Source organism: Methanohalophilus portucalensis (genome assembly GCF_002761295.1).
In the GTDB taxonomy this organism is placed as follows: domain Archaea; phylum Halobacteriota; class Methanosarcinia; order Methanosarcinales; family Methanosarcinaceae; genus Methanohalophilus; species Methanohalophilus portucalensis.
This window is the reverse complement of the sequence record NZ_CP017881.1, coordinates 457,701-482,860: the sequence shown is the minus strand read 5'-3', so window position 1 is coordinate 482,860 and position 25,160 is coordinate 457,701. Positions and strand designations below refer to the sequence as shown.

27 protein-coding genes and 2 pseudogenes are annotated in these 25,160 nt (G+C 40.1%); 8 read left to right on the top strand and 21 right to left on the bottom strand.

The window, feature by feature from the left end:
- Positions 1-75: 75 nt before the first annotated feature.
- The 14 genes and pseudogenes from BKM01_RS02560 to hisS all read right to left on the bottom strand — a co-directional run bounded on the left by BKM01_RS02560 (position 76) and on the right by hisS (position 14,347).
- A complete protein-coding gene (locus BKM01_RS02560; protein WP_072360192.1) occupies positions 76-534 on the bottom strand; it encodes a 30S ribosomal protein S15 in 459 nt (152 codons plus the stop codon).
- A 392-nt stretch (positions 535-926) separates the two neighbouring features.
- Positions 927-1,319, bottom strand: coding sequence for a class I SAM-dependent methyltransferase (locus BKM01_RS10995; RefSeq protein WP_327078537.1), 393 nt, complete (start codon positions 1,317-1,319; stop codon positions 927-929).
- A gap of 21 nt (positions 1,320-1,340) precedes the next feature.
- Entirely contained in the window at positions 1,341-1,607 is a 267-nt protein-coding gene (locus BKM01_RS10985; RefSeq protein WP_233125673.1) for a hypothetical protein, read from the bottom strand.
- Positions 1,608-1,679: 72 nt separating this feature from the next.
- Complete coding sequence (locus tag BKM01_RS02550) at positions 1,680-2,777, bottom strand: uroporphyrinogen decarboxylase family protein (protein ID WP_233125675.1); 1,098 nt, start codon at positions 2,775-2,777, stop codon at positions 1,680-1,682.
- A gap of 45 nt (positions 2,778-2,822) precedes the next feature.
- Positions 2,823-3,137, bottom strand: coding sequence for a DUF6951 family protein (locus BKM01_RS02545; RefSeq protein WP_072360194.1), 315 nt, complete (start codon positions 3,135-3,137; stop codon positions 2,823-2,825).
- A 68-nt stretch (positions 3,138-3,205) separates the two neighbouring features.
- Positions 3,206-4,267, bottom strand: a pseudogene (gene mtaA / locus BKM01_RS02540) (methylcobamide:CoM methyltransferase MtaA).
- A 118-nt stretch (positions 4,268-4,385) separates the two neighbouring features.
- The gene (locus BKM01_RS02535) at positions 4,386-5,996 is read right to left on the bottom strand and encodes a TCP-1/cpn60 chaperonin family protein (protein ID WP_072360196.1); all 1,611 of its coding nucleotides are present in this window, start codon (positions 5,994-5,996) and stop codon (positions 4,386-4,388) included.
- Between the two features lie 5 nt (positions 5,997-6,001).
- On the bottom strand, positions 6,002-7,930 hold the full coding sequence (locus BKM01_RS02530; protein WP_072360198.1) for a hydantoinase/oxoprolinase family protein: 1,929 nt from the start codon (positions 7,928-7,930) through the stop codon (positions 6,002-6,004).
- A gap of 81 nt (positions 7,931-8,011) precedes the next feature.
- The gene (locus BKM01_RS02525; protein WP_072360200.1) at positions 8,012-9,916 is read right to left on the bottom strand and encodes a uroporphyrinogen decarboxylase family protein; all 1,905 of its coding nucleotides are present in this window, start codon (positions 9,914-9,916) and stop codon (positions 8,012-8,014) included.
- 418 nt (positions 9,917-10,334) lie between these two features.
- Positions 10,335-11,126 (bottom strand): helix-turn-helix transcriptional regulator, encoded by a 792-nt coding sequence (locus BKM01_RS02520; protein WP_072360201.1) that lies wholly within the window; start codon positions 11,124-11,126, stop codon positions 10,335-10,337.
- Positions 11,116-12,345 carry a sensor histidine kinase gene (locus BKM01_RS02515; RefSeq protein WP_072360203.1) on the bottom strand — a complete coding sequence of 410 codons (1,230 nt, stop codon included), beginning with the start codon at positions 12,343-12,345 and terminating at the stop codon, positions 11,116-11,118. Before BKM01_RS02515 ends, BKM01_RS02520 begins: the two co-directional genes overlap by 11 nt.
- 57 nt (positions 12,346-12,402) lie before the next feature.
- Positions 12,403-12,519 (bottom strand): annotated as a pseudogene (locus BKM01_RS11125) (PAS domain S-box protein); the annotation flags it as partial.
- A 15-nt stretch (positions 12,520-12,534) separates the two neighbouring features.
- A complete protein-coding gene (locus tag BKM01_RS10975; RefSeq protein WP_072360205.1) occupies positions 12,535-12,789 on the bottom strand; it encodes a PAS domain-containing protein in 255 nt (84 codons plus the stop codon).
- 316 nt (positions 12,790-13,105) lie between these two features.
- The gene (gene hisS / locus BKM01_RS02510; RefSeq protein WP_072360207.1) at positions 13,106-14,347 is read right to left on the bottom strand and encodes a histidine--tRNA ligase; all 1,242 of its coding nucleotides are present in this window, start codon (positions 14,345-14,347) and stop codon (positions 13,106-13,108) included.
- Between the two features lie 136 nt (positions 14,348-14,483).
- On the opposite strand from hisS, the gene BKM01_RS02505 reads away from it, so the two are divergent.
- From BKM01_RS02505 to BKM01_RS02475, 7 genes are all read left to right on the top strand, one after another.
- Positions 14,484-14,813, top strand: a complete 330-nt coding sequence (locus BKM01_RS02505; RefSeq protein ID WP_072360208.1) for a pyrimidine dimer DNA glycosylase/endonuclease V — start codon at positions 14,484-14,486, stop codon at positions 14,811-14,813.
- 55 nt (positions 14,814-14,868) lie between these two features.
- Entirely contained in the window at positions 14,869-15,978 is a 1,110-nt protein-coding gene (locus BKM01_RS02500; protein ID WP_084006299.1) for an amidohydrolase family protein, read from the top strand.
- Between the two features lie 27 nt (positions 15,979-16,005).
- Complete coding sequence (locus tag BKM01_RS02495; protein WP_013037925.1) at positions 16,006-16,455, top strand: universal stress protein; 450 nt, start codon at positions 16,006-16,008, stop codon at positions 16,453-16,455.
- A gap of 35 nt (positions 16,456-16,490) precedes the next feature.
- Complete coding sequence (locus BKM01_RS02490) at positions 16,491-17,348, top strand: CBS domain-containing protein (RefSeq protein WP_072360210.1); 858 nt, start codon at positions 16,491-16,493, stop codon at positions 17,346-17,348.
- A 27-nt stretch (positions 17,349-17,375) separates the two neighbouring features.
- Entirely contained in the window at positions 17,376-18,056 is a 681-nt protein-coding gene (locus BKM01_RS02485) for a 2,5-diamino-6-(ribosylamino)-4(3H)-pyrimidinone 5'-phosphate reductase (protein ID WP_072360212.1), read from the top strand.
- 80 nt (positions 18,057-18,136) lie between these two features.
- A complete protein-coding gene (locus BKM01_RS02480) occupies positions 18,137-18,640 on the top strand; it encodes a thioredoxin family protein (protein ID WP_084006300.1) in 504 nt (167 codons plus the stop codon).
- A gap of 18 nt (positions 18,641-18,658) precedes the next feature.
- On the top strand, positions 18,659-19,300 hold the full coding sequence (locus BKM01_RS02475; protein WP_072360216.1) for a cytochrome c biogenesis CcdA family protein: 642 nt from the start codon (positions 18,659-18,661) through the stop codon (positions 19,298-19,300).
- On the opposite strand, the gene BKM01_RS02470 is transcribed toward BKM01_RS02475, so the two are convergent.
- Genes BKM01_RS02470 through cbiT form a run of 7 tightly spaced genes read right to left on the bottom strand, consistent with a single transcriptional unit; the run spans position 19,301 to position 23,545 of the window.
- Positions 19,301-20,014, bottom strand: a complete 714-nt coding sequence (locus tag BKM01_RS02470) for a precorrin-8X methylmutase (protein ID WP_072360218.1) — start codon at positions 20,012-20,014, stop codon at positions 19,301-19,303.
- The gene (gene cobJ / locus BKM01_RS02465) at positions 20,004-20,801 is read right to left on the bottom strand and encodes a precorrin-3B C(17)-methyltransferase (protein WP_072360220.1); all 798 of its coding nucleotides are present in this window, start codon (positions 20,799-20,801) and stop codon (positions 20,004-20,006) included. Before cobJ ends, BKM01_RS02470 begins: the two co-directional genes overlap by 11 nt.
- The gene (locus tag BKM01_RS02460) at positions 20,770-21,123 is read right to left on the bottom strand and encodes a cobalamin biosynthesis protein (protein ID WP_072360222.1); all 354 of its coding nucleotides are present in this window, start codon (positions 21,121-21,123) and stop codon (positions 20,770-20,772) included. The genes cobJ and BKM01_RS02460 overlap by 32 nt, the downstream gene beginning before the upstream one ends.
- Positions 21,120-21,581, bottom strand: coding sequence for a cobalamin biosynthesis protein CbiG (locus tag BKM01_RS02455; protein WP_233125677.1), 462 nt, complete (start codon positions 21,579-21,581; stop codon positions 21,120-21,122). Before BKM01_RS02455 ends, BKM01_RS02460 begins: the two co-directional genes overlap by 4 nt.
- A gap of 47 nt (positions 21,582-21,628) precedes the next feature.
- On the bottom strand, positions 21,629-22,357 hold the full coding sequence (locus BKM01_RS02450) for a cobalt-precorrin-4/precorrin-4 C(11)-methyltransferase (protein WP_072360226.1): 729 nt from the start codon (positions 22,355-22,357) through the stop codon (positions 21,629-21,631).
- A gap of 1 nt (position 22,358) precedes the next feature.
- On the bottom strand, positions 22,359-22,976 hold the full coding sequence (locus tag BKM01_RS02445; RefSeq protein WP_072360228.1) for a cobalt-factor II C(20)-methyltransferase: 618 nt from the start codon (positions 22,974-22,976) through the stop codon (positions 22,359-22,361).
- Positions 22,970-23,545, bottom strand: a complete 576-nt coding sequence (gene cbiT, locus BKM01_RS02440) for a precorrin-6Y C5,15-methyltransferase (decarboxylating) subunit CbiT (protein WP_072360230.1) — start codon at positions 23,543-23,545, stop codon at positions 22,970-22,972. The genes BKM01_RS02445 and cbiT overlap by 7 nt, the downstream gene beginning before the upstream one ends.
- A gap of 82 nt (positions 23,546-23,627) precedes the next feature.
- On the opposite strand from cbiT, the gene BKM01_RS02435 reads away from it, so the two are divergent.
- Positions 23,628-25,100 carry a cobyric acid synthase gene (locus BKM01_RS02435; protein ID WP_072360232.1) on the top strand — a complete coding sequence of 491 codons (1,473 nt, stop codon included), beginning with the start codon at positions 23,628-23,630 and terminating at the stop codon, positions 25,098-25,100.
- Positions 25,101-25,160 lie beyond the last annotated feature (60 nt).

Genomic DNA, 25,160 nt, shown 5'->3' with positions numbered 1-25,160 from the left:
ATTAACCGAAGATATACAGCAGGAAAAAAACAGAACTAAATTCAAAAAAGGTTGAGGATTTATGCAAATCCTCGTTTACTTAGTAATAAGCATTTCTGCGGTTTCTGGTTTGTATTTCCATTCGGCTGGAAGGACTTTGTTTGCCTTATAATATTTAACCAGTCTGCGAATTTTGGATTCAGTAAGCTGAAGAGGACGTTTGTTATGTACATCTTTGTTATTGGCTGCAACATGTTTTCTCAGGCCAATAGCTTTTACGATAAGATTGTACAGGTCTTCAGGAACACCAGGTGCTACTTCATTTTCTTTCAGGATTGCAGTGAGCTTCTTTCCTGTAGCGAGTTTGACATCAGGAACTCCATAATTATCTCTCAACTTCATTCCGATGACACTGGTGGGGTTGCCTTGCTTCCACAAGTCAAGAACCACCTTTTCGATCTCTTCTGCATCCTGCAAAGACCATGCGGGTACTTCTGTACGAATGGGTTTTGTGGACCCTGCCTGGCCTTTTCTGCGAGTGTGCATTTTTGCCATTATGATTACTCCTTATTATTTTGATTTGAATTTAAAGTGGCGATAAAGTTACAGGTATGAACGTTGGGAGATTCCCTGTAGTGGCGAAGTGGTGCTAATTAAAGGCACATGGGTTATATATTTTGTGCCATTACAGCCATATGCATGGAAAATATCCAATTATATTCAGATATTCTTTCTATTTAGATAAATATCCGCCTATCTCCAAGATGAAAATTTTCTATAAAATAATCTATATTATAATTATAGGCTAGCACATTGATAAAACAAGAAAATGTAGATAAATTATTTTTTATACAATTTGTGGATAGTTTCGTATTTATTGTCGATAAGAGTGAGCTTTTTAGAATTATTATATTTAGTTTCTAGGAAATCGTTTACGATTAACTTTCTTACCTCTCTTTCTCAAGGGATACCATATACATCTTTTTGGGAAGTTGACCTTCTTCAAATTCCTTTATGTCAATGATCTTATATCCTTCTGAAAGATAACCAATCTTTTCTCTGTTCAGGAAATGAACGATGAATCCTCCTTTTATCTCCCACATATCTTCAAGCCTGTGGATTCCTGTTTTATATTGCGGGTCACCTACATGCCTTGCAGTGTATATATTCAATCCACTGGGTTTAAGAACTCTTCTGATTTCTTTAGACATTGCAGCCAATTCAGAAAACCTAATTGGCATGCAATAGAGCATATGTGAATAACATGCATCGAAGGATGAATCTTCAAATGGCAGAGGATACCTAACATCATGTTGCAAAAGATTTATTCTTCCAGACAGATTAGTTTTCAGTGCCTCTTGCTAAATACACTTAAGTCCTTGTTTAGAATAGTCAACAGAAAAAACCTCCAACCCTTTTTTTGCAAAATAAAGGGAATCTCTGCCCTGACCGGCTCCAAGTTCGAGTATTTTTGTAAGTCCTCTATTATTAAAAAAATTGACTGCTCTTTTAGCAGATTCGCTTGGTTCATAGCCGAATTTAGAACTGTAATTTAAAAATACATTTTCCCAGTGATATTTTTGCTTATTCAATAGCCTTTCATCTGGATAAACTTCTTTTGGTTCCATGCAATCACTTTTTGGATTGGGATTCTCGTCTTACTTAATGTGATTGACAAATTGACTATAAAATAAATAACATTAAAAGCGAGAACTTATTGATCTCCAGAGGGTTTCCATTTCCTCGATCGATGTGCTAAGAGGGATCTCACAACCTGTCGAGAGAATAAAACCCTTTTCTGGAGCACAGTACATACAACTTTTTACCTCGTGCTCAATATCATCTAAAGAATCCCTGCAGAAAACATTGGGATTGATGTTACCCATAAGGCAGATACCGTGTTCTTCAAGTTCCTTAAAGCAATATCTTGGACTGCATCCGGCCTTCTTATGGATCTTAGTACATTCGATACCATACTTCTTGCCCAGAGTGTTAACATCCCCGAAAGCGAAGTTCAGGGCATCTGGTCTTAAAGATGCTTCCATCTCGTGGAAGGCATGTTCAGCACAGTTATGGGAGATTACATAAATGCCATTATCCTGGATGTGTGCATAGAGCTGTTTTGTATAAGGGAGCATGAATTCCTCAGCCATATCAGGACTGAAAAGGTCTGCCGTGTTCTCCCCGTTCTCAACGAAGATGCCGTCAACCCCTTCTTCAATAAGCCGGTCAGCATAAAGGATACAGCTTTGTGTTAGTCTTTCAAGTAACTCATGAACCTTCTCTTTTTCAGAGAGCATTTCTATGCAAAGACTGCTGGCCTCAAGTACCTGAGAAGCAAGCATCAAAGGGGAAAGCATGGCCCCTGTGATGAAGACCTCATCCTTGAGCTCCTTTTTGAGGATCCCTATAGAATTTACAACAGTATCTATCCTGTGGGACCTTTCAATGTCCAGTGGATCAATCTGATCATATTCATTAGCAGAACTTAATGGATACCCGGCTATCGTGGGATACCTATTATCCTTGATGTTCAGCCGGGTGCCTAGTGCTTCTGCTTCAACTAGCAAACACCCCCAGGGAGACATAACATTGTCATGATGATACATCTGTCTTGCAAGTATCTGTGCCCTGGCGATCCCCTCTGCAGAATAGTAGACATCACTCATGCTGGCGTTCATGCGCTCCAGGACACCGTTGCCTGCCCCGAACCACAGATACCCATAAGGCATCCTATCCACATCCTTCATCTCAAGAGCATTAACAAACCGCTCTCTGGACGTCATTTCTTCTGACAATATATTACTCCCCGGATTATTCGTATTAATTCCCTATTCCAAAGATCATTCAAACTCTATACGAACATCCCCTGCCTTCTGGACCAAAGATTTCGACAGCATGCCTGCTTCCAGGCAGCACACATGGAGGACAGCACAGGGAACAAGGCATGTAACACTGCATTTTGCTTCCTGGGCTTTTTGTATTACACAGTTGTCCTTTATATCGAACAGGTCCATCATAGGAACTTCCAGATGGGACATCTTCTTGACCTTTTCACAGGGCGTGTCTATATCGATGATGATCTTATCACCATCTATCTTTCCACATACCTTATGGGTAAAATCACAGACATTTGATCTTACGCTTAATTCTGTCATCTGATCTTCCTCCTCACAAATAGAGCAATAGAATTTCATAAAAAACTGCTATTATTAATGGCCACAAATTATTGTAATTGGGTTGTTTGTCTATATTTTTGATGGGATTTTTTGGCATAGTACTCATCTCTTGCTCGAACAAGTGCCTTTACATTCTCAAAAGGAGTTTTAGGATTAATTCCACTTCCTGGAGAAAGTACACCGATTTCACCTGCCAGACATTTTTTCGCCTCCCTTTTCACCTGGTCATAACTTCCATTCTACATTGTCAGAGAAGTTGAAACATTCCCAATAAGACAGGATTTTTCGCCAATCATTTTTTTAGTAGCCTGGAATTCTTTGACTTTTTCTTCAATACTTATACCTTCAAATCCGCATTCTGCCAAAGATTCTAACATTGGGTTTGAATTTTCACAAATATATATGATTTTTATACCTGTTGTGTTTTCACAAAATCTATGATATTCCGGTTTTACAACAGATTCGAATATTTTTGGATATGATAAATCAGGACAAACAATACCTTCTGAAACACAAATAACATCAGCTCCATGTTTGATTAGTTCATTCGAATACTCAATACATGCACTTGTGGCAATGTTCAAACATTGTGTAGCATATTCAGGGTTTAGTGTGGACCATTTCATGTAACTGTCCACACCCGTAAGATGGGAAAAAAGGGTTAATGGCCCTTCAATTCCTGCTATTATAGGCACATTTTCACCCACCTTTTCCTTCAATAAATCTGTAGCTTTTAAAACAGCAGGAATTCTCGCTTTTTCAAGAAGATTCTTTGGAAACTGTATATTATCAGTGTCTTCTGAAAAAGGATGAGATATTACATAAGGTTGAATACATTTTGAACCGAGGTTAACTTTACAACCCATTGCTTCAGCAAGAACTGTTGAGCAATATGGATATCTCACAGCTTCTAATCTTGTGAGGTCGTAAGCTGCAAAGGCTAATTCTGCCATCTTCTCAGGATCACTATGTGCTTCTGGCCATGAAGCACCTGTTGCATCCATTAGTTCAATAATGCCTGTTTGTGTTATGGATATCACAGGAACTCTATCCACAGGTTTGCCTTTTAAAGTATTCAACAACCTTTCTTTAAAGTTTAAACCACTCATAATGAATCCTCACTTTTAGAATTGTTTCCAATTTACCACTTAGCTTTGCCATGATTATTGTATTTGTGCAAAATTATATTAATCCATAATTTACCATGTTATCATAACTTATATCGTGTCATTTCTTCAACAATATTTTATCAATTCTCAGCACACTGGTTGCAGTTTCAGTGGCAGAAATGACCGCTAATTTCTTTATGCTAGCTGAATCATAGACTAAAGGATTATTCTCTGTGACAAATCTGGAAGTATCAATTCTTGGATTCAATCCTTTTTTATAAAAATTTGACATTTTTGCCATTGAATCTATAACATTCATTCCTTCATTACTTGCCAGTATTCTGGGAATTTCTTCAAGTGCATTAGCATACTCGATAACCGCAAGCTGCTCCTTTCCTTCTATTGTAGTTGCATAGTTCTTTAGCATCTGAGAAACTACAAATTCGACTCCGCCTCCTCCGGTTACTAATTTCTTATTCCTGAGGATAAATGCTGCAGTGTTCAATGCATCGTCTGCAGCTTCTTCTACCTTTTCAAGAGCATAGTTGAAAGGTTCCCATATCAAGATCGTCGAAATCATTTGATTTTCGACATTTATGAAAGCAAAATGTTCACCACATTTCTTTGTAACTTCAACACCATTTGCTTTTCCAAGATGATTAGGTTCCAGATTGTCCTTTATGGACATGATTTGGGTACCAGTTGCCTTTGAAATATTCTCCAGGTCTTTATTTTTAAGTTTCTTGAACATTAATATGTTATTTTCCACAAGGCGTGCTTCTATTCGGGGGTCCACATCACCTTCACAAAACACAACATTAGCGTTACAATTTATTATTTTATCAGCAAAGCCATCAAGTATTTTTTTATTCTCTTCATTGAACATATGAGCAGTTTCAATGCCATCCATACTGATGTTACGTTTTGAATTTATAAATTCACTTTTAACTTTCAAATCATAGTTTAAAATGAGAATATTTGGATCGGAGACTGATTCTGGCATATCAAATCTTGCGGGTGTTTCATCAAGAATAACACCATTAAGATGTAATATGTCAGGCCCACCAACTTTCTTCATTATTTTTATATTTTCCTCGAGATCTAGATAACCATCCGAGGATATTGTTGTTAAATGTTCGATCACATCAACAACCATAGTTGAAAGTTTCTTTGCTTGATCAAGTTCTATACCCTTGGCAAATGATGCACTGAGGATTGCGGCGTAGGTCTCATCGTATGATTTGGCAGTTATACTGTTGAATTCGATAAGTTCATATGCCTTATTAAGAGCAAGCTTATAGCCCTTTATGATGGTGGTAGGGTGCACACCTATTTTTATAAGTTTAATTGCATTTACGATAAGACCAGATGCCAGTATAACTGCGGTTTTTGTACCGTCACCACATGATCTATCCATTGATTTTGAAAGATCATTCAAAGAAGTAACTATAGGATGCAATACATCCATCTCTTTAATTATGGTTTTTCCATCGTTGGTTAAATACACGTCACCAACATGATTTGTAATTAATTTATTTAGGCCCCAGGGGCCAAATGAAGTACTCAACAATTCTTTTACCTCAACCGATGCCCTTTCAAGATGATCGATAAGTTCTTTGTCCTCTACATCACTTTTCAGACCGATTTTTTTGTAAGCATTCTGCATAAGTTGATACATGTCGTCTGCATTGTTCTGTTGTTGACCGATATTATTTACAGCTGAGTTCATCAAAATTATCTCCTTGGATTTCCAATTCCTGTTGCCACAATTTTAGTTTCAAGCTTCGCACCATATCCGTTTTTCATGTCATTTCTGGCTACATCTAAATTTATTTTAGACATATCCAGACCATATCCTGCCATATATCCTTCTACAAGTTTTTTACTTATATCAAGAGCAAAATTTACAGATTCTTCGTACTCATCAAAAATATTTCTTCCATTTTCTGAAAAAACAACATATTGTTTGGATCCAGTACTGTCTATCCTTACAATGGATTCAGTTCTGTAGATAACATCCCCGAGAAGTGCACCAACTGCATTTCCAACTTCATGATACTTAGGAACCCTTATGTCAGCATTGAGTATTTTGCAAATATCTTCCTGATATGCTTTTACAGGTCCTCCAACAAGAACTATGGGTTGGTTTACTTTGAAATTCAAAGAAGATGAAGACTCAATCATCTTTTCTATGTCTGTTTTTTTAATATCCTCTACTAAATAAGACACTATATTCATTGACATATTCTTTACTACTTGTGCTTTTATTTGTGAGCAAAAACTATCTTTATTCATACCCACGTATTCACCTAGTAGCTGAGCTCCGATATCTGATGCCTCTGTATTATATCCGGTATAATCCCTCAAAACGTGAAGGGCATCTGTAGGAGTAAAACCAATCTGCTGGACATATTTTTTCTTGACAAGAGATTCAAGATGACTGGAAAACATCAAAATATGTTCATCTAATTTATTCGATATCTCATACAGGGAGAGAGGTTCAGAATCCAACACATCAAGGATTCGTTTCTCATTAGAGTCCAATTTAAAGTTATCTGATTCATATTTATTCAAATCACTTTTTATAAAGAAGGTTGTAGGCTGTATGATATTATCCATAAGGCGTACGTTAGGTTTATCGACATTGCCAAGTATTTCTATCAATGCAGGATGATTATATGCTGCAAGACAGAGAGGTATGACCCTATTCGATCCTATTGTTGTACGCGTCTGAACCCATACATGACTGTCACCGCCAAGAGCAGACGTATCCATCTTTATGGCTTTTACCATTGTGCTCCATCCCCCAACTTTAGCACCACTTTCACTTATCTCGGGAATCCCATTGGATATCATTGACACATCAGTGCTTGTGCCACCAACATCCATAGTCAGGCAGGTCTTAAGATTTGAAAGATGAGACGCACCAACAAGGCTAGCTGCAGGTCCTGAAAATATCGACTCAACGGGTTTTTTCAGTGCATCTTCTATTCTTACAAGGGAACCATCACATTTCATCATCATTAGATCTGCATCAATTCCCTTCTTTTCCATTACTGAAAGAATAGATCTTATAAATTGATCAGTTACCGGGATTAATTGTGCATTTAACAATGCTGTGACAGCTCTTTCATAAGCTCCAAGATTCATTGAAAGTTCATGTCCACATACAACTGGTTTATCAGTCAGTTTTCCAATAATACCTTTTACTGTCATCTCATGTTCAGGATTCCTTACTCCAAAATAAGAGGACACTGCAAAAGAGGAGACTTTATCTTTATTTTGCATTACAAAATTTTCAATCAATTCAGGATCATCAAGATTTTCTGCAACATTGCCATCAGCATCATGGCCACCTTTTATGGATAGGATTTGATCGGTTGAAAGGGGTCCGTTAATTGAATGGCCGATAAGAATAAGTGCAGCAGGGTGCCCATTTTCTTCAAGCGTAGTATTGGTTGCAAGAGTGGTTGAAACGGATACAAATTCTATATTTTCCAGATAACTAGCATTGAGACCTTCAATCGAATTCTCTATTCCCTGTATTAGATTGGAGTGTGTTGTTAATGATTTGCAAGCATCCATTACATTCCCGGATGATATGTCCATTATAATAGAATCAGTATATGTTCCTCCTGTGTCAATTCCAAGTCCAAGGTACATCTTATAACCTCCTGTGTTATAATTTAATTTGAACGTATAATTTGCGCGAATTGATCGTCTCTAAAAAAATAGGGTTTGATATCACCCTATTATGTCTTTCTGAAACTGTGGACCAAGTTCCTTGACTTTGTCCACCATTGCCTTGACACCTGTCAATGGGCCTCCTGGAGGTACCTCACATCCAGTAGACATGACATACTTAGACTGCATACCATTCTCCTTCAGGGTTTCATGAACACCTTTCAGTAGCTCTTCTGTATCGTTTTCAATTTTCTGTATACCTTCGGGGGAATTGTCCATCATATCAATAGGATCAATTTCTCCCATCATACAGCAAATGTCACCATACTTTGGAATAAGGTCTGCATAGTTTTGTGAGCCTTTATCCCTCCCATTTTCATAGTATGCATAGCTGTATAGAGCTGTTCCGAATTTCTTGATCTGAGTTTCGTAATGAACAGCATCAGCACAATTGTGGATGATGTATGGTTGATCATACTTCTTGAAAACTGGAATTTGTTGGTCGTATACAAACTTCCCATCAAATTTCCAATAGTCCTCTTCATCCATAATTATATTATTTGACCACAGGTTGTCAACACAAAGGGCATCACATGCATCTTCTTCAAAGAAGGCCTCTGAAACCTGGGATACATAGTCAGTACATTTCTGAAGTGCCTCAAGAACAACATCGGGGTTGGTTTTCATGTCCATAAGCACACGATCTGCACCCATTAGTTGTGTCAACGTCAGAAGAGGACCTTCATGGAACCCAACAAATGGGGTGCCAAGTTCCTTGTTCAACTTATCTTTGGCAAGTTTTGAAGCTTCAATTAGTTCATAGGCACGTGTACCTTCCTTGACTTCCGGTGTTTCAATACTTTCATAGTCCTCAAGGTGTCCTTCTGATGAAGGTGTATCTTCTTCAGGATATTTTATGGTACATCCAAAGTCAGCCGAGGTAGCTGAAAGGTCTATCAAGCCTACAAACATGTCAAGATCCAAGTATTTAGAACCAAGGAGTGCACTTTCTGCAAACTTATGAGGATCTATTGCATACTCCTTGTAAGTTGCATTTGCAAATTTTCTCAGAGCACCACATGCAAGTGGATATACGGGAAGGCGGTCGACTTTCTTGTCAGCCATAGCAGCAAGAGTCCTGTCAGCGTGACTCATTTTTTCTTTAGTCTTGACACCAACACTTTCGAATTCTGCCATGATATTCTTTGCAGTTTCAAGCCCAATATCTTTCTTCGATTTGACCTGTTTCTTTGCCAGAATTTCCCTGTATTTCACCTTAGCAAGGTTGATTTTTTCATCACTCCACCTTTCCTTTGAAGGTGAAAGTTTACTTACGGCATCTATTGCCCAGTTTGAAGCATGCAAAGCATCAGGTGCTGTTTTATCTGCACCAATATTCTCGGCAAATTCTTCAGATACGGGTGCTCCTCCTACCATTACAATAAGGGAATCTCTGAGACCTTCTTCCTGAAGCATTTCGATGACTTTTTCCATTCCGGACATTGTAGTTGTCATCAGTGCACTCATAGAGATGACATCGGCCTGATTTTCTCTTGCTGTTTCAATGAATTTGTCCAGAGGAACATCATGTCCAAGGTCTATAGTATCAATTCCTCCTGCTGACATCATTGTTTTGACGAGATTTTTACCAATGTCATGCACATCGCCTTCTACAGTACCAATTACCATAGTTGCGGGTTTGGATGATTCTTCTGTTTCAATGTGGGGTGTTAGCACATCCATTCCAGCATACATTGCCTGCGAAGCGATCAACAGATGTGGAACGAAAGCTGTTCCTTTCTCATAGTTGTCGCTAACAATTACCATTCCTTTGGCTAATCCATCAATAATAGCTTCGTGTGGGTCCAATCCTTCTTTTAACGCCTTTTCGGACAATTCTGCTGTTAAGTCTTTGTTTCCAGAAACCACAGCTTCCGCTAATTCTTTTAATATGTCTTGCGCCATCTAATGTTTCCTCCAGCATTATGTTGCTGTGTAGTTTTTGAGATGGTGGACAAATTATGTCCATTTCTCAATTTGCACAGATAAAGATGGGGATCAGAAACATATAACATAACCTGTGAAATCAGATTTACAAAAATGATATCAGTAGAGACCTATTATTATATTATACACACCAATTATAAGAGAATGAGCTGTTTAGTTAACGGCGTTAACCTATAACGGAAGTATCACTGTGTTAACGGCGTTACCATGAAATACTGCTTATCTGAATATCAAAACCCTTAATCAAATCAAAGCCTCTGATAACATTGAGTCTATATTGACCCTGATTGTAAATCATATTCCTAAATAGTAAGAAATAGAACATTTAATCTACAAATAAAGTATGTGTGGGGGTGATTTATGACAATCTGATAGTTTATATGTCTTTGTCTGTGATTGGAGTTGAATTACTAAGATAATATCTAAATAAATCTTCTCCCCATTTCAAAGCACTATTATCAAAACTCATGATTACATGGTTGTGGTATATTCCGGTATTATAAAAGAGTGAGATTGCTGTGAATTTATCCGTTACAGTACTTGATGCGATTTCGATCTTGTCTCCAAAAACAAAAAGATTTCCACACTCCAAATTCACAAATTCTTTTGTTTCTTCCTGATATTCAGATTGAAGTCTTTCAAATACTGGTTTTGTTATTATTACTGAAACGTCAATACCTTTTTTTGCGAGTTCAATATAGATTTTTGGGTATGCTGGACTAAAATATGAAGAAACTTCGTGTACATAAGTCGATTGATAAAGATATTCTACCATTTTTTCTGGTAACTCATACATCCTATTAAGGTCAGGTTCGAACAATTCACAGTTTCCCATTTCTTCAATTCTTTCTAAAAGGCAAGACGGGATCGCATTGAGATTGTGGTTTTCCCAATAATTTTTATTATCCGTATATACTGATAATACATCCAGCAGTGGTTGCATCTTTTTTACTATTACTCTTCCCATGCCTGATAATTTATATACATCATCGTCATGAATGATTAAACCATGACTTAAAAGTATCTTGATTTGGGTCATTATTGCACTTGAATTCACATCAAGTATATCTTTTATCTCATCAATATCCCTGGGTTTTTTTACCAGCAAAAGAAGGAGATCTTTTCTTTTTTCTGATAGAAAGAGGGTTCCTAATAACTCAGATTTCATATTCTTCACCCAATTGTTTTTTTGAGGAGAAATCGATTTTTGGAATCCAGATGTGAACTTCTGTCCCCACATTTATTTTGCTCTCAATCTTTATGCTGCCTTTATGGGCATCAGCTATTTTTTTGCATATATAAAAACCGGATTCTATACCTTCTGAATTGTTTTTTGTTTGGGAATCAATCTCATAAAAACGCTGGAACATATGGGGAATTAGTTTTTCTGGAATACCGGCCCCATTATCTTTCAGTATAATATGAATATAATTCACTTCTTCATCAACAATTATGGCCACTTTTCCTTTATAAGGAGTAAAGCGGATAGCACTATCCATCAAAACTGTAAACATATCAGTCAGTTTTTCTTCATCCCCATTAATTAAAGGAAGAGATTTTGGTATTGTTTTTTCCAATACTATTTCTTTTTCTTCTACCATGAAAATGGTGTCTACAAGGGAATTTTCCAGTGGAACAGAAATATCAATTGGTTTAAAATTATATTCTATCTTGCCCGCTTCTTCCATACTCGTGTAAATGAAAGAATCTACTATACGCCTTAATCTTTGAGAATGATGTATTACATTTTCAATGGCTTTTTTTTCAAGGTCATTAATAATCTCAAGGGTTTCATCATCGATCATTTTTCCGTGTTCAGTTGCAGGTTGAGTCTCTTCCTTGTTTGACAGGAATTCGGCTTTTACTCTATCAAAAGATTTGAGTTCCATTTCTGCTTTTGAAAGTTCAGTTGAACTTTTCTGAAGAGCATCTTCCATTTGCTTACGTCGGATTAGTCTCCACATTTCCTGCATGAGTAGAATCAATTGTCTCAGGTCTGCTTCATCATAATCTTCTTCTTTATTGCCTACCCCCGCAACAGCCACAATCCGATTCCCATCAAATATTGGAACATTCATGTGTCTTGTCAACTTCACGTGTCCCTCTGGATACCCTTTTTTAAGAGGATTTGCCTCCTGATAATTGTTGGTTATTATTGGTTTTCTCTGCTTTACAGCTTCTCCCCAAAGCCCGGTGGTCTCGATAGGATATATGAATTTTCTGTCTTTTACATTACATTCTTTCATTGCATGAGTTGACCACGAATGCATGATAAGGGATCCTTCATCTGGACTCATAAAGGCAAGATACCCCAACTTGCTTTTAGTTAATTTGACTGCCTCTTCATGGGCAAAATCCGTAATTTCCTGTAATGATGAACCAGTCATTTGATTTAGTTTCAAAAGGGCTTCAAGCCGTGATTCGTCAAGATACAGATTTTCTTCTGCTTCTTTGCGTTTTGTAATATCAAGTATGATTCCCTGGTAATGCGTAATCTTGTTGCTATTATCACGCCGGATAAATGTCCTGTCATCTACCCATCGAACATATCCAGATTTTGTTAGTACTCTATATTCCTAGGTATATTCTGTATTTCCCTCTTCTGAATTCCTCAAGACCTCAGAGCGGACATAATTTAGGTCCTGTGGATGTACAATATCAGCATATTTTACCGAACCTGACTCAAAATCTTCTACGGTGTAGCCTAACTTTACAACATTATCTGATACAAATTCCACAGGCCAATCCTGTTCAGTTTTACAGAGAAATACTATGGCAGGACTCTTGTTGATAACCTTTTCTAATTCTGCCTTTTCTTCGAATTGTGCCATAGTATTTTCTTTCCTGCGTTATTTAGTAAGGAACAAATGTTTTGTGCCCTATTGTCTATACATAAAACCCACTTATATAATAAACAGTGTGAAAAATAGCTTGGAACTCCATGCTATTTATTATTTTGCTTTTTTACTATCAGTTTTGCAAGATTGCTTAATGGGTTGCTATTCCTGCTTTTTTATGAATTATAGATTTCCCATAAGGTAATTTGCAATATTTACAACTCATCATATTATACTTCGAAATTGATGGAATTAGTATTATTTAGACAATATACAAACTATATTTGTTATCCTAACTCGATGATATCCGTTACATTCCGCTTTTGAGAATATGTTCTCTGGCCTCTTCAACGGTCAACTGGTGCTGTTCACCGGATTCCATATCCTTCAGGGTAACCTTGCCAGCCTCCATTTCCCTTTTTCCCACTATCACCACATACCTGGCACCGATGTTATTGGCGTGAGACAGCTGGCCCTTGAAGTTTCGTTTCATTATATCGAGATATACAGGCACCTTCCGACGTAATTCGCGCGCAATCCCTATTGCATCCAGCCGGGTGTCATCTGTTGCCACAAGCACAACTTCCTTTTTTTGCTCAGGTTCAAGTTCACATATCTCCATTATACGATCAAACCCGAGTCCAAATCCAGTTGAAGGAACATCCCCTCCACCAAAAAGCTGTATCAACTGGTAGGAGCCACCTCCACATATCTGGTTCTGGGCACCGAGATTGCTGGCATATATCTCAAAAACCATGCCTGTGTAATAATCAAGACCCCTGGCAATACCAAAGTCCACGGAATATTCCACATTATAGGCATCCAGGATTTGTGTCAGTTCTTCAAAAATTTGGAGTTCTTCAATATCCCCCACAATTTGCCTTGCTTTTTCTATTGCATCATCTCCAGTGATACTTACAAGTTCAAACAGCTCATTGCGAAGCTCTATTGATGCATTGATTTGTTCAAGATAATCATCCAGGCCGGTATCGTCCTTTTTATCCACAAGCCTCATGATTTTTGTCTGTTGCTCCGGTTCGAGTTCTTCAAGTATATGACGAATGATCCCCAGGTGCCCTACATGCAAGTCTCCTTTGATACCTACAGATTCGATCATTTCTTCGGCAAGAGCTATTACTTCGGCATCAGCGTCAGGACGGCTGCTGCCAATAGTCTCAACTCCAAATTGCCAGAATTCCCTGAAACGTCCCTTTTGGGGCCTCTCATAACGGAAGCAATTCTCGAAATAGAAAAGTTTTAGCGGACGGGGGGTTGCCTGCATTTCGTTCACATACATACGCATGACAGGTGCGGTGAGTTCCGGACGCAGGGCAAGCTCCCTGTCACCCTTATCAGAAAAATTGTAGATCTCCCCTGTAACCCCTTCTCCGGATTTGAGGGTGAATAGTTCGAGATTTTCAAAAGTAGGTGTGATTATTTCGCTGTATCCCCATCTGGAAACTACGTCTCTCATCCTGTTTTCAACAAAACGTCTCAATCGCGTATTCTCAGGAAGGAAATCTCTTGTTCCTCTTGGTCTGCTGATTTTCATTGTATCTAACCTGATATGAATTAATGATTGTAATTGAAGATTCAGTAAGTTACATCATTGTTAAATATATTTTTTGTTTTGGATGCCTGAATCACAGATTGTTAATTTCAAATAAGAATAAATCAATCTATATTACATGAGAATATGGGATTTGCCACCATCGGAACTTTGCAGACAGCATCTGCTTGGAGAACACAGGGAATTGCATGCTCTCTGGTCCATTATCACTAAAAATAAAAAGGCTTATTCCAATCATCCTGAAACTCTTCGCTGGAAAGGTAAATTGCACGCCCTGTACCTGCGCCATGAGACCCTTGTTAGCGAAATGCAAAAACGAGGGTATAACCACAACAGTCCCCTAGATCCCCTCCTTGCAACAGGGGAATCCAGACAGGACATTCTTATAACATCCATCGATGAGCAAAAAGACGCTCTCAGGAAAAAAGGATGTAACTGTAAAATTTAAATAGGAAATGTCCAGCGTTAATTTTTTAATTATTAATGCATATGAATACAGGATTATGTCTTCAATGACACGTGAACAGGTTATTTATGGCAATATCCTCTATGGGGATGATCTGTCTTTGATGAAAGGTTATGTATGTATCAAGGACGGTATCATACATGAAGTATGTGAGGAGCCTACATCTTCTGAAAATATTATTGCTCCTTGTTTTACCAACTGTCACACTCATATAGGAGACTCGGTTTGTAAAGACCCCTTTATAGGCCCGGCTGAGGATTTTGTGATACAGAGAGACCTGAACAGTCTGGTCAGGCCACCGGATGGCTTAAAACATCGCATCCTTGCAAAAACTTCTGATAGGGAACTTGTAGAATATATGAAATATTCCATCAGGGATATGCTTGCCACCGGAACCACTTGTTTTGCAGATTTCCGGGAAGGGGGAACCAGAGGCGTGCTGGCACTGAAGGATGCATTAAAAGATATGGATATTGATTCCAGAATATTTGCAAGACCCGACAGCAGGGAGTTCAGTATGCATGTGCATGAGGGGATATCCCTACTTCTTTCCCAGGCCGATGGTATAGGTATGAGCGGTGCACATGATGTGGATTTGAATCTACTGGCACAGATTGCAGATACCTGTCACAAATCCAGACACCCTTTTTGTATACATGCCGGTGAAAAATCCCGCCACGATATTAAAGATGCACTATCCCTGCAGCCGGATATCCTTGTCCATCTGACACAGGCAGTACAGTCAGACCTCAAAAACATTGCCGATGCATCTATTCCGGTGGTTGTCTGTCCCAGATCCAATTTCCTTACGGGAGTGGGGATGGCACCGGTTGCTGAAATGTTGAAAGCCGGTATAAATGTGGGTGTAGGTACTGACAATGTTATGCTGAATTCTGTAAATATGTTCTCTGAGATGGAGTTCCTTTCAAAGGTTTTTGGACTTGAGGATAGACAAGTATTTAAAATGTGCACACTTAATGGGGCATCAATATTGGAGTTGGAGGGAAAAGGCCCTCTGCGGGAAGGGTATAAGGCAAACCTGATGGTATTGGATGGCACGTCAAATAATCTTAAAGGAATACAGGATGTATTAAGTGGTCTTGTTCGTCGGGCAAGGCCAGACGATATTTTATCAATAATCCATTAATCTATTCATTTATTCGAGAGATCAAACATGGCAAGTGAAATCTACAAAAAGATACTGATCGCTACCGATGGTTCCACAGAGAACAAAAAAGCGGTCTCTTACGGAATTGAACTGGCAAAACTCAGTGGTGCCAGAGTATACGTGACGTATGTCGTGGATACCGCATCATTTGATTCCATTCCAATGGATGGCGGATGGGAAATGATGTATGAACTTCTTGAAAAGGAAGGGAAAGAAATAACCGATAAAGTGATATCTGACACCGGAGAAGATATCGAAATAGAGTCAAAGTTGCTTGAAGGCCATCCAGGTCATGAGATAATTGATTTTGCTGAAAACAATGGAATTGACCTTATAGTCATGGGTACCCACGGTAAAAGTGGACTTGACAGATTCCTTCTTGGAAGCGTTGCAGAAAAGGTCACCCGCAACTCACATGTCCCCGTTATGGTAGTAAGGGGAAATGGAGAGGAATAAAAATCAATAAAAGATTTTATTGAGGTTATTTAAAAATGCCAGAAAAAACCCTTATTAAGGACATCATGGTGACTAATGTAGCCGCAGCCACTCTGCCCGGTTCACGAGATGAAGTACTGAGTATCCTGAAAGATAAAAAGGTATCCGGTGTGCCGGTGATCAAAGATAATCGGGTGGTTGGTATCGTAAGTAGAAGTAATCTTCTGAGCAATCCTGAAGAAGAACAGATTGCTTTGCTTATGACACGGGACCCCATAAAGGTAAAACCGGAAGATAACATCAAAAAAGCTGCGCAATACCTGATTGATTATGGTTTCAGAAGGTTGCCGGTTGTGGATGATGACGGCAAACTTGAAGGCATGATAACAGTTGCCGATATTGTTGCAAGTATGGCCTCTCTGCAACTCGATGATCCAATAAGTAAATATCTGGGCAGAAGAGGCATTGGTCCGGTATGGTGTGAAACACCTTTGCCCTTAGTTGCCAGGAATATGGAACTTGCACATATAAAAGCAGTTCCGGTTCTTAATTCAGAACTTGATCTTGTAGGTATAATATCTGATCGTGACATAATCAGTGCAAGTGTCATAGAAGATTCCCTTGAAATGTCGGATATGTCTGCTGGTTCTGACGATGATGAATGGACGTGGGAATCCATGCGAGATACTCTCAGCATATATTATAGCGTATCCAGAATAAAAGTTCCGGATGTGCCTGTAAAAGAAGTGATGGTCACCGATCTGATCAAGGCGTCCAGTAATATGAGTGTTAGTGAATGTGCTCTTAAAATGAAAAGAAACAGGGTCGATCAGGTTCCTGTGGTGGATGCAAACGGTACATTCATTGGTCTGTTGAGAGATCGTTATCTCATGAAAGCACTGATAGATAGCTGATCTTATAATTGAAGATGAAGGGATTTCATGCCCACTCCCTTTACATATATAAATGCTGCAATGTCCATTGACGGGAAAATATCCACCCGCCAGAGGTGCCAGGTAAGGATATCAGGTGATGTGGATTTTGAAAGAATGGACGAGTTACGAGCAAGTTCTGATGCAGTAATGGTAGGTATTGGAACTGTTCTTGCTGATGACCCCAGCCTCACTGTCAAGTCCGATGAAAAGCGGGCTAAAAGGCTTGCAAAAGGACTTGATGAAAATCCCGTACGAATCGTGGTAGACAGCAAAGCACGTATCCCAACAGATGCTGACATATTAAGGAAGGGTGCTGGCAAAATAATAATTGCAGTTTCTGAAAGTGCAGCTTTTGACAGGGTGGAATCACTGAGAAAAAAGGCTATGGTCATAATGACTGGCGGAGATCAGGTGGATCTTCCCGAATTGTTATCCGTGCTGGATGAAATGGGTATAAAGAGTCTTATGGTTGAGGGTGGCGCCGGCCTTAACTGGGGACTTGTCAAAAACGGGCTTGTGGAAGAAATATATTCTTTTATAGGAAATCTCATAATAGGAGGGTCAAATGCTCCTACTCTTATCGACGGTGATGGATTTGACGAAGCCGACATGCCAACATGTTCTCTTATAAGTGCCGAAAAGATGGAGGATGGGGTGCTGTTGAAGTGGAAACTCAAAAATTCCTGATTTTTTTACATCCGGGTTTTGTATAAATTTGGGGATACCATGCATAACACTTATATTTTAATGTACCACTCTCTTAATAGATGATAGCAGGTAACAGAATTATGTATGGATTTGTGCTGATTGTGATGTTACTGGCATTTATGGCTGCTGGCTGCACAACTCCTGAAGTTAACCAGCAACAGGAAACTATTGTACAGGAATCGAACACTAAAGATATCGAGCAACTGAACACCTTATTGGAAGAGGAACCTGTGCTCATCAAGTTCGGTTCACCGACATGTGCCCCCTGTAGAGACCAGGATATTATTCTGGATATTATTGCAGATGATTATGAGGGTGAGGCCTCTGTGATCATGGTCAACATTAATGAAGAGCGTGATGCAGCCTCGTTCTTCGGAGTGTATTCAATACCCGACATGAGTATCATTGCAGGAATCAAGGATGATAGGTATCTGTTCATGGGACCTGATGGCAATGTTTCTTTTGACCGGAGATCCACACGTTATGTGGGGTTGACGGATGGTGATATCCTCAGGCAGGCACTGGACAATGCGATCGCCTACAGACAGAATGATACATCATGATATAAAGGCAGTATACAAATGATTACCGATGCCATAACTCCCATTGCGATCTTTGTTGCAGGTATTGTTAGCATTGCTTCTCCCTGTGTATTTCCCCTGCTGCCCGCCCTGTTTGCTTCATCCACCGGCCGGGGTCGTTTCAGACCCCTTGCCATTGTTATAGGATTGTGCATATCCTTTGTCTCGATGGGAATTGTAACTTCTGCATTTGGTTATGCTCTGCGCGATTACCTGACCTACCTGAATATCCTGGCTGCTGCTGTCATTATTGTTTTTGGTATCATTATGGTCATCAATGTGGAAATATTCAATATCTTTTCAAAAATCCCTGTACCTGCCAGCGTAAATCGGGGAGTAAGCGGCGGATTGCTCCTGGGCCTGTCTCTTGGGGTTGTGTGGCTTCCCTGTATCGGCCCGATTCTCGGCGCAGTGCTCACCAGGATAGCTGTTGAAGGGAATATATACTACGGAGCAGCGATGCTTTCCATTTATTCCCTGGGCTTTGCGATACCGATGTTATTGGTTGCCTATTCCGCCCATTTTACGGGTAATTATGGCAATGTTGCAAAATATCAGAATTATATAAAAAAAGGAGCTGGATTGGTGCTGATTATCGCAGGTATCTGGATGCTCAGCATCAACCCTTTTGTGACCTTCTGATCAGTCACAGGTTTCTTCATCTCTTTTGATCGCCACAATTTCATTGACACAGGCTACAGCTATAGGCGTCCCGCCCCGCGTACCTACACAGGTTATTGAAGGAATGTCCCGTTTGCGAACCTCTTCCTTGGATTCAGCGGAATTGACAAATCCTACAGGCGTTCCAATCACAAGAGCAGGTTTTATCCCATGGTCGATCATGCGGCATACTGCAAATGCAGCTGAAGGAGCGTTTCCTATGGCTACGATTGCTCCTTCAAGCCTGTCACGACAATTCAAAAATCCGGCTGCTGTTCTTGTAATGCCATATTTGTGAGCGATTTGTGCATCCTTGTCCTCATCAAGGACACAGATTACCGGACAATCATGGCCTTTTTTGGTAACACCGGCTTTGACCATATTGATATCGACAAAAATGGGAGCACCATTTTTGATAGCTTCTACCCCTGCCTTTATTGGATCATTCTTGAAGCGCATTATTTCGGCAACTTCAGGATCTCCTGTGGATATCATGCACCTCTGCCTGACACGTCCCTGTGGAGAATCATCTCCAACCAGTTTGCTGGCAATACGCCTGCTGGTCATGTAAATGGCCTTTGCTTCTTCTGTCTGGGCGCCCATATCCCTGCACATTTCCACGAGTTCAGGTTCTGCTTCCATTGTGATCTCCACAAGGTTGTCAAGTTCCTGACCTTTTTGTTCTTCAGTAGTCATATTTTCTCTGATACCCCCTGGGGGTTATTATCTTTTCCATGCCATTTTTGCCCCATATACGGGATTCAGGGGTTGTGATCAATATCATAGTCCTCATATCCACCCAGTCGTCAAAATCCAGCACCTTGCCAAGGGTTGTTACCTTCATTTCCTGGGAATCCCCTCGCAGTGCATTCTTCACAAGTCCCACAGGAGATGATCCATCCCTTGTTTTTTGTATAATTTCAATGGCCCTTCTGAAGTTGGAATTACGTTGCCTGCTCTTCGGATTGTAGAGGGATATGATAAAATCCGCCTCTGAAGCAGCCCTGAGCCTTTTTTCGATACGTTCCCATGGAGTTAACAAGTCACTGAGGCTTATCACTGCAAAATCATTGACAATGGGTGCACCAAGTACACTTGCTCCCGCCGTAATAGCGGTAACACCAGGCAGAACTTCAATATCCACGTCCAGCTCATGATGTTCGGCAACTTCCAGCACAAGGCCGGCCATACCATATACATTGGCATCGCCACCACTTACCATTGAGACAACATTGTCTTCTGCAAGTTCCACTGCCTTTTTGGCACGGTCAACTTCCTTTCCCATATGACTCCTGATAATTTCCTGGTCATTGAGGAGTTCCTTGACCTGGTCCAAGTATGTACCATTGCCGATTACATAATCAGAATTCAGGATAGCATCCCTGGATGCAATGGTAAGTTGTTCCACCGAACCGGGTCCAATCCCGATTACATAGAGTTTTCCTTTTTTATCAGTCTGCGATTGCAATTGTAATCCTTCCATATACTTTTTTATTCATTATCAGATTCTTGTTAGTAGAAAGTGCAAGTGCACAGGGTTCTGCCACACCTTTGAGGCCAAATCTTGATGCCTTGGATTTAGAAGGTACATCGATTTCGTTAATCCTGGAGTGGGACAGGAAGTGAATAGGTACGCCTATAGTTCCAGCTGCACTTTTAAGTCCCTGTTCATCTTTTTTAAGTTCGGCTGAGGCCAGTGCTTCTATATCTTCCTTTCTGGTATTTGTTGTTTCCAGTGCCTGGGCGATGGCTTCGAGGACTTCTTCCTCGCGGACTCCCCTGCGGGCACCAATTCCTATAATCATGTGTCTTCCTGTTCCTTTTTAAGTACGGACACATCACTATCCACGATCACAATTTTTGGTCCCTTTATTTTCAAAACCTCGACATCCTGCTCCAGCAGTGCACAATTCACATCCTTTGTGGATTCCTTGTTCACTATGTCGCATCCCATTTTTTTGGCAATACCTTCGACAGAGTTGCGATTATGGACTTCAGTTGCCGTTGTTATTACGGGTGTCGCACCAATTTCAGCAATCTTTCGGACCAGTTCATTGCCTCCATGGTGCCCCCCCAGGACCGGGATTGCAAAATTGAGATTCGAATCCACCACCACAATCGCCGGGTCTGTCCACTTATCTTTTATGAGAGGAGCGATATCCCGGACAACTATACCTGTAGCAAAAACAGCAATTATCCGGTCATATTTTTCAAAGGCTTCCTTGAAAATATCCTTGCTATAGATAAGCAGGTCTGCTCCCACATGTTCTGCTATTTGGCGGGCAATGTCAATATTACGATTGAAGGTTATTACAGCGGTGGCTGGTGTACTCCGTATAGGTGTGACCTCCTGTAATTTTTCGGATCCACCACACCTCCGATAATAATCATGGCAGAGCGCTGGATTCCCGCTTCTTTGACCTTTTGGGCAATTGTTTCCACGTTTCCGTAGATTAGCTGTTCATCATCCCAGGATGCATGGTAAATTACAGCAACCGGAGTGTCTGAAGGACATTCCATTTTTTCCATTATCTGTTCAATCTTCTGGGTCCCCAAAAAGATTGCCATCGTTTCACCATGTCTGGAAAGGGCAGGAATTTTATCTTCCCCAAGTGTTTTGCCTGCGGGACGGGTTATTATAAGGGAATCGGAAACACCGTTTAATGTCAGCTGGGTGTTAAGAGCTGAAGCAACTGCAAAAACAGAGGATACTCCGGGTACCCTTTCGACTTCAATATCGTATTTTTTCAATTCTTCCATCTGTTCGATGATAGAACCATAAAGGGATGGGTCTCCACTGTGGAGCCGGACAACTTTCTTGCCTTCATTAAGTGCATCAACCATAACTTTGGTAGTTTCTTCAAGGGTCATTCCATAGCTGTCTATTTTTTCCCCTTTTGTGTATTCAAGCACTTCGGGGTTTACCAGTGAACCGGCATATACCACAAGATCAGCTTCTTCCAGTTTTTCCTTGCCAAGTACGGTGATCAATTTAGCGTTTCCCGGACCGGCACCGACAAAAGCAATTTTGTCATCCATGTTATTTCTCTCCCTTTTCGGCATAGATAATACTGAAATAGTTGCCTTTCTCGGGAATGTCCTCTTTACCTTTAATAATTCTTTCCCGGTCCAGGAATAATCTTTCTGCAAATATGAAATCCTCATATCCTTCTTCTGTCAGGTTGCGGATGATGTCCTGTGTATGTTTTGCTTTCAGTACAATCTTTGATTTTTTGTCAGATCCATCAGATACCTCAAAAGATGAATCGATTTCGGAATCGGTACGTGAGGCAAAAGAAGTAATTGAACTAATACCAGGCACTGTTGCAGTTTCAACGTCCGGATAGTATTTATGCATGACTCTCTTTAAATGTGTAAATGTTGAGAAAAAGTTAGGATCGCCGATCAGACCGAATACAACTGTTCCATTTCTTGCTTCATTGGCAATGATGTCAGCATTCTTTTTCCATATTTCATTTAGTACATCATAATCACGCAACATCGGAAAATCCAGTATTTCCGAATCATTATATGGTTTTACCAGTTCCTCTGCCATTTTGCCAGGCACATATACCTTGTCACTGTCTTTAAGTGCATTTACAGCTTTAAGCGTGAGAAGATCGGGGTCACCCGGTCCAAGTCCTACTCCTATCAACATTTTTTATCACCTTGAATGTTACTGTATTTTCCGGATATCATGTACACGGGATTTTCTGGTTTAAACATAGTTTCACCGGTAATTGGATATCCTCTTGATATTGATATATTAGTAATAGTATCAAAAATTCCAAGTTCTTTCATTTGGTTCATTACAGAAACCACAGTTTCAATCCTTACTGCATTGACGATGATGCTTCCTGCTTTATGTTTTACCAGAGATTTGAGAATAGCATCAATATTCTTTGTACCGCCTACAAAGGCACAATCAATTTTTTCTTCGGGAGGAAGTTGTTCAAGAACTTGCGATGATTCACCGTGTATGAGCTTTACACAGTCGAGTCCGAAATTTTTGAAATTCTTTTCTGCAACTTCAATGGCTTCCTGACGCGCATCAATGGCAGTGAATTTTATATTCCTTGCCAACTTTGAAGCAGCAATGGAAACTGCACCTGTACCACATCCTATATCATAAAAGGTGCATCCTTCACTCAAGTCAAGTTTAGATAATGATACAGCTATTATTTCGGGTTTCGTAGGCCCGCCGCTTATATGTAGTAGCTCAGACATTGTTCTCCCAAGTAAAGTTTATTGGAATTGATTGGATATTGTACCTATACAATATCACTAGCTACATAAAAGGTTGTTGTAAATGGAAAGAGATGTTATTCCAAAAAGTGTACTTGTTCTGGGTACAGCATCGCATGTAGGCAAGAGTGCGATAGTCACCGGACTTTGCAGGATATTTTCCCGCAACTACAGGGTTGCCCCGTTTAAGGCACAGAACATGAGCTTGAATTCGTGGATTACAACGGATGGCAAGGAAATAGGAATCGCACAGGCAATACAGGCAATGGCTGCAGGTGTTGAACCCACAGCTGAGATGAACCCCGTGCTTTTGAAACCAAAAGGTGACAGGGTTTCACAGGTCATACTTATGGGCAAACCTTATGCCGACAAAAGCGCAGGTGCCTACTACGATTCAATAGAGGAAACTCATGGTGTACTTCGTCAGGCACTTGAAACACTGGGAAACGATTATGAAGTAATTGTAATGGAAGGTGCAGGCGGAGCAGCTGAAATAAATCTTTATGAAAGGGATATTGTAAACCTGGGCACTGCAAGGATCACCAATGCGCCAATAATACTCGTCGGGGACATCGAAAGAGGTGGTGTCTTTGCTAGTCTTTATGGTACTATCCAGCTTCTGCCTGAAGATGTCAGGCAAAATGTCAGGGGAATGATAATTAATAAATTCAGGGGAGATCCCACCATACTTCAGGCTGGTGTAGAAGAGCTGGAACAGATAACCGGTATTCCTGTATTGGGAGTCATGCCCTATTCAAAACTCGGAATCCCTTCCGAGGATTCGGTATCCATCGGAGATAAGTCATCTCCATCAGGGATATATGATGTCGATGTGGCTGTGATCCGGCTTCCCAGAATTTCCAATTTTACAGATTTTGAACCCCTGGAGCGCCTTGTAAATCTTCGCTATGTGGACCTGGATGATAAATTAGGCATACCTGATGCCGTGATAATTCCCGGTACCAAGAACACCATAAGTGATTTGCAGGATTTGCTTGATAGCGGCATGGCTGAAAAGATCAAATCCCTGTACGGGAAGGTACCTATCCTGGGCATTTGTGGCGGCTACCAGATGCTGGGTAAACAAATAGAAGATGCGGCAATTGAAGGTGAAGCAGATGCTACATATGAAGGACTTGGCCTCCTGGATATCCATACCGTATTTGATGCATATAAGAAAAAAACCTTTCAGGTAACCAAGAAAGTAAACAGGGCAAGCCTCCTTTTTGATTCAATAGAAGGTGAAACCATAGGTGGTTATGAGATTCACATGGGAGATACTGGTTCAAATGTTCCTGTATTTGGTGACGATGGTTGCGTGGATGAAAGCGGAATGGTAGTGGGAACCTATCTACATGGTTTGTTTTCCAACGCCAACATAAGGAAAGCCTTTGTATCCTATCTGCTGGAGAAAAGGGGAATCAAGTACAATGAGGAAGACCTCGAAGATGACCCTTACGAAGAATTGGCACAGTTAATGGAAGAATCCCTGGATGTGGAAACAATATATTCCATCCTGGGCCTGAAAAAAAATTGAATGTAGATATACAAAGGCCTCTTTTGGTTTGCCATATTCTTTTTTTTGGATTTGTCTATG